At 44.1% G+C, this 8690-nt stretch carries 9 protein-coding genes, 2 tRNA genes and 1 rRNA gene; 9 read left to right on the top strand and 3 right to left on the bottom strand.

The genetic code is table 11. From position 1 onward, the window contains the following. Nucleotides 1-9 precede the first annotated feature (9 nt). From rrf to R7P72_RS16375, 6 genes are all read left to right on the top strand, one after another. Nucleotides 10-126, top strand: a 5S ribosomal RNA gene (gene rrf, locus R7P72_RS16400). Between the two features lie 77 nt (nt 127-203). Beyond that, nucleotides 204-280, top strand: a tRNA-Asp gene (locus R7P72_RS16395). Between the two features lie 34 nt (nt 281-314). Next, nucleotides 315-391: transfer RNA gene (locus R7P72_RS16390), tRNA-Trp, on the top strand. A 474-nt stretch (nt 392-865) separates the two neighbouring features. Further along, nucleotides 866-1198: a DUF1904 domain-containing protein gene (locus tag R7P72_RS16385; protein ID WP_005381768.1), complete on the top strand. Its 333-nt coding sequence runs from the start codon at nt 866-868 to the stop codon at nt 1196-1198. A gap of 12 nt (nt 1199-1210) precedes the next feature. Further along, on the top strand, nt 1211-2047 hold the full coding sequence (gene mepA / locus R7P72_RS16380) for a penicillin-insensitive murein endopeptidase (protein WP_017633932.1): 837 nt from the start codon (nt 1211-1213) through the stop codon (nt 2045-2047). 323 nt (nt 2048-2370) lie between these two features. Next, nucleotides 2371-2679 carry a hypothetical protein gene (locus tag R7P72_RS16375; protein ID WP_005381765.1) on the top strand — a complete coding sequence of 103 codons (309 nt, stop codon included), beginning with the start codon at nt 2371-2373 and terminating at the stop codon, nt 2677-2679. Between the two features lie 42 nt (nt 2680-2721). Here the strand turns inward: R7P72_RS16375 and R7P72_RS16370 are convergent, their stop codons facing one another. The 3 genes from R7P72_RS16370 to rdgC form a co-directional block, all read right to left on the bottom strand. Next, nucleotides 2722-2976 (bottom strand): YfhL family 4Fe-4S dicluster ferredoxin, encoded by a 255-nt coding sequence (locus R7P72_RS16370; RefSeq protein ID WP_005381763.1) that lies wholly within the window; start codon nt 2974-2976, stop codon nt 2722-2724. A 2-nt stretch (nt 2977-2978) separates the two neighbouring features. Beyond that, a complete protein-coding gene (yegQ, locus tag R7P72_RS16365) occupies nt 2979-4379 on the bottom strand; it encodes a tRNA 5-hydroxyuridine modification protein YegQ (RefSeq protein WP_005381754.1) in 1401 nt (466 codons plus the stop codon). Nucleotides 4380-4544: 165 nt separating this feature from the next. Next, nucleotides 4545-5459, bottom strand: coding sequence for a recombination-associated protein RdgC (rdgC, locus tag R7P72_RS16360; RefSeq protein ID WP_193837474.1), 915 nt, complete (start codon nt 5457-5459; stop codon nt 4545-4547). Between the two features lie 224 nt (nt 5460-5683). Between rdgC and phoB the strand changes: the two genes are divergently transcribed. Genes phoB through R7P72_RS16345 form a run of 3 tightly spaced genes read left to right on the top strand, consistent with a single transcriptional unit; the run spans nt 5684 to nt 8671 of the window. Then, on the top strand, nt 5684-6373 hold the full coding sequence (phoB, locus tag R7P72_RS16355; protein ID WP_104975874.1) for a phosphate regulon transcriptional regulator PhoB: 690 nt from the start codon (nt 5684-5686) through the stop codon (nt 6371-6373). Nucleotides 6374-6413: 40 nt separating this feature from the next. Further along, nucleotides 6414-7712 (top strand): phosphate regulon sensor histidine kinase PhoR, encoded by a 1299-nt coding sequence (gene phoR, locus R7P72_RS16350; RefSeq protein WP_005383667.1) that lies wholly within the window; start codon nt 6414-6416, stop codon nt 7710-7712. Further along, the gene (locus R7P72_RS16345; RefSeq protein WP_285437743.1) at nt 7712-8671 is read left to right on the top strand and encodes a PstS family phosphate ABC transporter substrate-binding protein; all 960 of its coding nucleotides are present in this window, start codon (nt 7712-7714) and stop codon (nt 8669-8671) included. Before phoR ends, R7P72_RS16345 begins: the two co-directional genes overlap by 1 nt. Nucleotides 8672-8690: the final 19 nt, after the last annotated feature.

The raw sequence follows: 8690 nt of genomic DNA, 5'->3' as shown, positions 1-8690 counted from the left end.
AAGAATTTGCTTGGCGACCATAGCGTTTTGGACCCACCTGATTTCCATGCCGAACTCAGAAGTGAAACGAAATAGCGCCGATGGTAGTGTGGGGCTTCCCCATGTGAGAGTAGGACATCGCCAGGCTTTAGTTTTATTTTCACTTTTTCGAAAAGTGAAGACAAAAGCGGACACTTGCTTATTAAAGCGAGTGATACCACTGCGGAGTGGTAGTTCAGTTGGTTAGAATACCGGCCTGTCACGCCGGGGGTCGCGGGTTCGAGTCCCGTCCACTCCGCCACTTATTTGAGCGTCGTCTCAATAACACGAATTACAGGGGTGTAGCTCCAATTGGCAGAGCAGCGGATTCCAAATCCGCGTGTTGGGAGTTCGAATCTCTCCACCCCTGCCATACTCTAAAGCCTCAGCAGTAATGCTGGGGCTTTTTTACATCTGAAGAAAAGAGAATCTGACTAGTTGGAGAGTTGTCGATTCCTCTGATACCAAAGTATCGGGGGATTGAAAGTTCATATCTCCGGGATATTGGTCCACTTCACCTATCCCCCATGTTCATAAGCTCTGGCTTAGGTCAGGGGCTCTTTTATTCCTAACGTATAGTTTCGACGTCAGGTGTATGTTTATCCGACGAATATGGCATACCTTTGCTTCAGATAGTTTTATTTTCTAGTAATGTAATTATTAAATGTTGATGTATCGCTTTGCTCTTTCTGTTTTACTTTCGAATTTTCATAACGCTTTTTCTTCGTTATCGAGCACATCTGATTCACAATCTATTGAAAGGTCAGTGGTTACATTGGCTTGGATGATTACTGACTTGGTTCCTGTTATCATCATGCATTGATGCTAATAATTAGGAAGTAAGTTTATGCCACATTTTCGATTCCGTGCTGTAGAGCCACAAGCTGTTCAGGCATTATCAAAACCTCTTACGGATGAACTTCAGCCTCTAATGGACTGTCCGCGTGAGGATTTTACTTTTGAGTATATCTACACTACGTTTTTCAATGAGGGAGAGGTGAGTGCTGCATATCCTTTTGTCGAAGTGCTTTGGTTCGACCGTGGCCAGGAAGTGCAAGATGAAGTTGCCAAGCTTATTACGCAACAAGTGCGCGGTATCGCTGGTGCCGATATTGATGTTGCAGTTATCTTTTCCGCTTTATCTCCTAAAGCTTATTACGATAATGGCGAACACTACTAAAGGTTAAAGGCTATGAGGCTGAGTTTCATTGTAACTTTGGGTTTATGTTTCTCAGCTTCAGTATGTTCTACTCCTTGGGAGTCTGCGGTTAATCCTACCCGAAACTCTTCCTCCTCTATTGGTAGTTATGCTAACGGTTGTTTAGATGGTGCATTACCCTTGCCTCTCGATGGCGTTGGTTATCAAGTCTTACGTAGTAAAACGAAGCGCTACTATGGGCACCCTAAAACGATAGAGTTTATTGAAAATCTGGCGCTTAAAGCTCATCAAAATCTCAACACCACTCTGCTAATTGGTGATTTATCTTTACCTAGAGGTGGAAGGTTCTCCTCTGGTCATTCTAGTCATCAAACTGGGTTAGATATCGATATCTGGTTAAGACTTGCTGACCAACCGCTTTCTTATAACGAATTACAACTTCCTAAGCCCATGAGTGTGGTGGATTTAAAAGGTTATTCCATACTTAATCATCGCTGGGAAGAACGGCACTTTAAGCTAATTCGGTACGCTTCAAAAAGTAAGGATGTTGCACGAATTTTTGTACATCCTGTTATTAAGGAGCAACTTTGCTTGCAAGAAAACGGCAAAGATCGTTCTTGGTTACGTAAAGTACGTCCATGGTGGGGGCATCATTACCACTTTCACGTCAGGTTGTCTTGTCCTGATTCGAGCGACTATTGTGTTGATCAAGCACCACCTCCAGTAGGCGATGGCTGCGGTGTTGAGCTCGCAAGTTGGGCCCCGAAAGCGAAACCTATTGATACCCCTCCACGGGTAAAAACAACCTCTAAGCCCAAACGAAAAAAAGTCGTTCCACCTCAATGCTTGCCGCTTATCAATCCTAATTAGTGTTACTCTCCAGGTTTATCTGTACTTGGTGATCTCTTTTATGAAACTGGAGAAACATCATACTTTTGTCTACATTGAATAATACCAATACAAAAACTAACCCAATTAGTTTTGGGGACATATTATAGAAATCTAAATTAAACAAAGAGTTGTAGTATGGGTAAGTTGTAACTTCTTTGTTTAGAAAAAGATCTTTCGTCACGATACTCTAGTTTCTTAGCAATATGTCTGTCAGTTGGCTAAAAAGCGATAACAACGCAGACAAGTGTGTAAGGCAGGGATATGCCCTTTTCCTGTTAGAAGAGTAAATCAAGGACAAAACCATGACTATGATTTGTGCAAAAGAATTTGCAGAGTGGTTAAGACACAGATTTAGCAGTGATACTAAAGGAGTCTCTTTGACTCGAGAGGATGTGAATCACCTGACTGGGCGTCAACGCCTTGATCCGGGTTTTGTTAATGATGTGCATTATGAGCTGATGCAATATGGGATGGCTTTCGTTACTGATACGAGCCGAGAAAACTTTTATTTAATACCTGTTTCTCAAGCGGAAAATTGGCGTGAGAGACTAGAGTATCATTTTGAAAAAGAGCTATTCTGCAATATTATCCCTATTGAAAAATCAGGTTGAGAAAAGGTTCAACTTTGATGCCAAAGTTGAACCTAATTGCTCTTATGCTAACCCTTGAATAATCACGAATTTTTCAAGCAACTGCTCTTCAGTTTCGACATGGTTCGGATCTGTGATTATGCATTTTGTAATTGGACACACTGACTGACAGGTCGGCTTTTCGTAATGCCCCTTACACTCTGTACATAGCGCTGGATCAATTTCGAAAATGCTCTCTCCCATACTGATTGCCCCATTGGGGCATTCGGGATCACACATGTCGCAGTTAATGCATTTATCAGTAATGAGCAAGGCCATGGTTACTTACCAGTCGGGTTACGGGTGTCCTGCCCTGAGTTTAGATTACGCATTAATAGGCCATATTCTAAATCTAGCTCTGCTGGTACTGGAATGAATACAAAGTGACCGTTTCCTTTCGCGTCTTCAATAGACTCTGACTTGCGGTTTTCCATTGCCTCTAGCGTGAAAACAATATTGCCTTTTGGCGTCATTAGTTCAAGGCTATCACCGACAAGAAACTTATTTTTTACTTCTACTTCAGCCATGTCACCACGACGTTTGCCAGTGAATTCACCAACAAACTGTTGAGCATCAGAGACTGAGTAACCGTAATCGTAGTTTTGGTAAGTATCGTGTGTATGGCGGCGTAGGAAGCCTTCAGTGTAGCCACGGTGAGCTAGGCTTTCTAGTGTACCCATTAGGCTTTCATCGAATGGTCGACCTGCTACAGCATCATCAATTGCTTTACGATAAACTTGAGCGGTACGTGCGCAGTAGTAGAACGATTTAGTACGACCTTCAATTTTCAATGAGTGAACACCCATCTTAGTTAAGCGTTCAACGTGCTGAACCGCTCGTAGGTCTTTAGAGTTCATGATGTAAGTACCATGCTCGTCTTCGTAAGCTGCCATTTTTTCTTCTGGACGGTGTGCTTCAGAAAGTAGAACGACTTCATCTGTTGGTTTGCCGCGACCAATTGTGGTTTCAGGACGCTCGTCTTGTACTTCGACAGGCTGTGCTTCCGTCGGGTCGAATTTCTCTACGATGTCACCAGCGTCGTTTTCTTTACCCTCTTCAACTTTGTATTCCCAGCGGCATGCGTTAGTGCAAGTGCCTTGGTTAGGGTCACGTTTGTTGATATAGCCAGAAAGTAGGCAACGACCAGAATAAGCCATGCATAATGCACCGTGAACGAATACTTCAAGTTCAGTTTCAGGGCAATGCTCACGAATTTCTTCGATTTCTTCTAGAGATAGCTCGCGAGAAACGATCACACGTTCCACGCCATTCGCTGCCCAGAACTTAACGGTCGCCCAGTTTACAGCGTTCGCTTGTACAGAAAGGTGAATTGGCATTTCTGGGAAAGCTTCACGAACCATCATAATTAGGCCTGGATCTGACATGATCAATGCGTCAGGACCCATCTCTACGATTGGCTTAAGATCACGGATGAACGTTTTTAGCTTCGAGTTGTGTGGTTGAATGTTACATACCACATAAAGCTTTTTGCCTAGGGCGTGGGCTTCATCGATACCGATTTTTAGGTTCTCGTGGTTAAACTCGTTGTTACGTACGCGAAGGCTGTAGCGAGGTTGGCCAGCGTAAACTGCATCTGCCCCGTAGGCGAATGCGTAACGCATGTTTTTCAGGCTGCCCGCTGGAGATAGTAGCTCAGGCACGAATGCTTTCTCAGTTGTCATTGCTCAATTCTCTTTTATCTGATCACAAGTCAGGCCAATTCCACCTAATGGAAATGGGGCGCAAATTTTACGTCAAAATGTGAACTGTGACTAGGGTAATTGTGCTTCAGATAGAAAAACGCCCTCAAAAAAAGTGAGGGCGTTATGGTTGACCTTTATACAATATTATGTGTTAGGATTCGCTAAGCCGCCTAGCGCATCGTATAGGTTGGGAAGGAAAGCACTGAACTCTCCACACATTAGAGAGAAGTCTGCATCAAATCGAGCTGCTTGATCTTCACGTGGAATATCATCGTTTTGATCTTTCAATTCATCAGAGAATTTTAGACGTTTGATGCCTGCATCTTCCGTCATAATGAACTCAATACGATCTTGCCAATTAAGCGCAAGTTTTGTCACGACTTTATCCGCAGCGATGTGGTTGCGGATTTCATCAGTGGTTAGCTCTTGCTTCTTACAGCGAATCACACCACCTTCTTCAAGTACGGATTTTAGCTCAGCTTCGTCCATCATGCTGATACCTTGAGGTGTGTCACCGCTTTTCACCCACTCGGTTAGCGTAGTTTCAATCGCCACTTCTGGAATAGCAGGAACAACAGGTAAACTACCCATGGTTTTACGAAGCAATGCTAATACATCTTCTGCTTTTTTATAGCTGCTTGCATCAACAAGGATAAAACCTTCTTTTGGCATGATGAGCACGTGAGTGTGGCTGCTGCGGCTGAATGCGCGCGGCAGTAAATCCATTACGATGTCATCTTTCAGGTTGTCTTTCTCTTTCTTCTTCAGAGGACGACCTTCTTGCGCTTCCATTGCTTCTACTTTTGCATTCAATGATTCTTTGATCACAGAGGCAGGTAGCATTTTCTCTTCTTTCTTGGCGCAAATCAGAATGCGGTTTTCTGACACGTGAGTCATCATATCGCCATGTCTACCCATTGCACTGACCCAGCCAAATTTCTGTTTGTCTTGACTGCCACACGGGGTGAATCGGAATTCAGACAGCTGAGTTTCTAGTTGTTCGGCGTTAAAAGTAACCTCGCGGTTAACGCGGTATACCAGACAGTTTTTAAACCACATAAATCTTCTCTAGGCTTGATGACAAGGGACTAATCATAGGGAATTTTTGTGCTGATGTCTTAATAGAAATGAAAAATATCCGAATGAACCTCAAAAGAAAGTTATATGAAAATTTGTTTTCAAAGGTCACAAAAGTGTCATAATTGGTAGTGATAATGCTTATGCATAGAGAGGCGCTTTGTCTCTTAAATTCATTAGCTCAACGAACATAAGGTTACTCAATTATGTCTAGAAGGATTCTGGTTGTTGAAGACGAAGCTCCTATTCGCGAAATGCTGTGCTTCGTACTTGAGCAGAAAGGTTACCAAGCGGTAGAAGCGGAAGATTACGATACTGCAGTAACCAAACTGTCTGAACCCTTCCCTGATTTAGTTTTACTGGATTGGATGTTACCAGGCGGTAGTGGCATTAACTTCATCAAACATATGAAGCGAGAGGAATTAACGCGCAACATTCCAGTTGTGATGCTTACCGCTCGTGGTGAAGAAGAAGATAAAGTGCGCGGTTTAGAAGTCGGTGCGGATGACTACATTACCAAGCCATTCTCTCCTAAAGAGTTGGTTGCACGCCTAAAAGCGGTGATTCGTCGCGTTACCCCTACTGCACTAGAAGATGTAATTGATGTACAGGGATTGAAGCTTGATCCTGTATCGCACCGTGTTACGGCTAATGATGCGCCATTAGACATGGGCCCAACAGAATTTAAGATGCTTCATTTTTTCATGACGCATCAAGAACGCGTATACAGCCGTGAGCAGCTATTAAACAATGTTTGGGGCACCAACGTGTATGTCGAAGACCGTACAGTCGATGTTCATATTCGCCGTCTGCGTAAAGCATTGGAAGCTGCAGGGCATGATAAGCTGATCCAAACTGTTCGTGGTGCTGGATACCGCTTCTCGACGAAGGCATAAATTAACACGCAGCTTATCGGTACCATTTCTGGAGTTATGAGTGGTTGAAAGATTAACGTGGAAAAAGCTGGCCTGGGAGCTGGCTTTTTTTTACACCCCATGGGTGATAGTAGGTTGGATATTCGGTTATATGCCGTGGTTGCTTTTGGCAGCTACGGCATTGCAGCTTGTGTGGCATTTGCATAACCAAGTACGTTTATCTTCTTGGTTATGGGATGAAAAACGCCTCACGCCACCATCTGGTAGCGGTAACTGGGAATCTTTGTTCAATGGGTTGTATCGCTTACAACAGCGCCAACGCCGCAAACGAAAAGAGCTTACTAATCTTATTCGTCGATTCCGAAATGGTGCAGAATCGCTACCCGATGCGGTAGTGGTATTCCGTGCTGAAGGCAATATTGTTTGGTGCAACAAGCTGGCTCAGCACTTACTGGGCTTCCATTGGCCAGAAGATTCAGGTCAACCTATCTCCAATCTCATTCGTACACCTGATTTTATCAAGTACCTCAACAAGAAAGACTTTTCAGAGCCATTAGAAATGCGTTCACCACTCAATGTCGAACGCATGCTAGAACTACGTATCGTACCGTATACCGAAGGTGAACATTTGATGGTGGTGCGTGATGTTAGCCAGTTAAAACAACTTGAGGGAATGCGTCGCAATTTCTTTGCCAACGTATCTCATGAACTGCGTACACCAATGACGGTGCTACAAGGTTATCTTGAGATGACAGAAGACCCTGATATGGTCGTGGGTCCAATGTGGAGCAAAGCTCATGGTGTCATGACGGAGCAGCTTAACCGCATGAACAGTTTGGTGAACCAACTACTGACACTATCTAAAATTGAAGCGGCACCTATGCATGAGCTTGAGGAAGTCGTGAATGTGCCCGCGATGCTTGAAGTGTTAGAAAAAGAGGCGGTTAGCCTTAGTGGGGACAACCAACATAAATTGAAATTTGATGTTGATGCAAGCCTACGCGTGTTGGGCGATGATGACCAGTTACGTAGTGCTATCTCTAACCTCGTTTATAACGCCGTCAAATACACACCACCTGGTGCGAACATTAATGTTCGTTGGTTCCAGACCTCTCAAGGCGCATGCTTAGAGGTGGAAGATAGCGGTGATGGTATTGAACCTCAGCACCTACACCGACTTACCGAGCGTTTTTATCGAGTAGATAAAGCAAGATCACGTGATACTGGAGGAAGTGGTTTAGGGCTAGCCATTGTAAAACACGCGCTGAGTCACCATGACTCTCATTTAGAAATTCACAGTGAAGTAGGCGTGGGCAGTAAGTTTTCTTTCGTATTGCCTGAGCGTTTGGTGGTGAAATAATGGCGTTACGATTGGCAAAAACATTCAGTTTATTCGCGCTTGTTTGTTCCTGTATGGCTGGCGCTCAAGATAAACCATTGCCGAATTATCATAAAACGACTGGGATTGTCGGGAATTTGCTCTCTGTTGGATCCGATACACTTGCAGGCATGACAACACTTTGGGTGGAAGAGTTTAAATCCATTTACCCGAATATTAATGCGCAAGTCCAAGCGTCTGGCTCTTCCACTGCTCCCCCAGCATTGACCGAACAAACAGCTCAGTTTGGTCCCATGAGCCGTCCTATGCGTTTAAGAGAGGTTGAAGCGTTTGAACGTGAACATGGTTACAAGCCAACGGCGCTTAGGGTAGCTATCGATGCTATCGGTATTTTTGTCCATCAAGACAATCCAATTCAAGGGCTCAACTTTGGTCAGTTAGATGCTTTGTTTTCTGCAACTCTGCGCTGTGGTGAAAGTCAATTTGTCACAAACTGGCAGCAACTCGGTCTTGAATCACAGTGGGCAAAGCGAAACGTACAGTTGTTTGGTCGTAACTCCGTTTCTGGAACTTATGGTTACTTCAAAAGCAATGCCTTGTGTGGCGGCGATTTCAAGACTCGAGTTAACGAGCAGCCAGGCTCCGCGTCAGTTGTGCAAGCTGTAGCGTCAACCATCAGTGGAATTGGTTATTCCGGTGTCGGTTATCGAGTGGCAGGCGTGCGCTTAGTCCCTGTGGCTAAAATGGGAAATGACTACGTGACTCCAACGCGAGAACATATTGTTAGTGGTAAGTACCCACTATCACGTTACTTATATGTTTACGTGAATAAGCACCCTGATTACCCATTAACACCAATTGAAGCTGAGTTTATTCGCTTTATCTTTTCTGCTCAGGGACAAGCGTTGGTTGAGAAAGATGGTTATGTGCCCATTACGGCAGACTTTGCAGAAGAAGAGTTAAAAAAAGTCGGCCTGTAAGCCGACTTTTTATTTAGGT

The sequence above is a fragment of the Vibrio sp. Vb0888 genome (genome assembly GCF_033338835.1).
Taxonomy (GTDB): Bacteria; Pseudomonadota; Gammaproteobacteria; order Enterobacterales; family Vibrionaceae; genus Vibrio; species Vibrio alginolyticus.
Note: the sequence above shows the minus strand (reverse complement) of the source record. Positions and strands in the feature narration are given on the sequence as shown.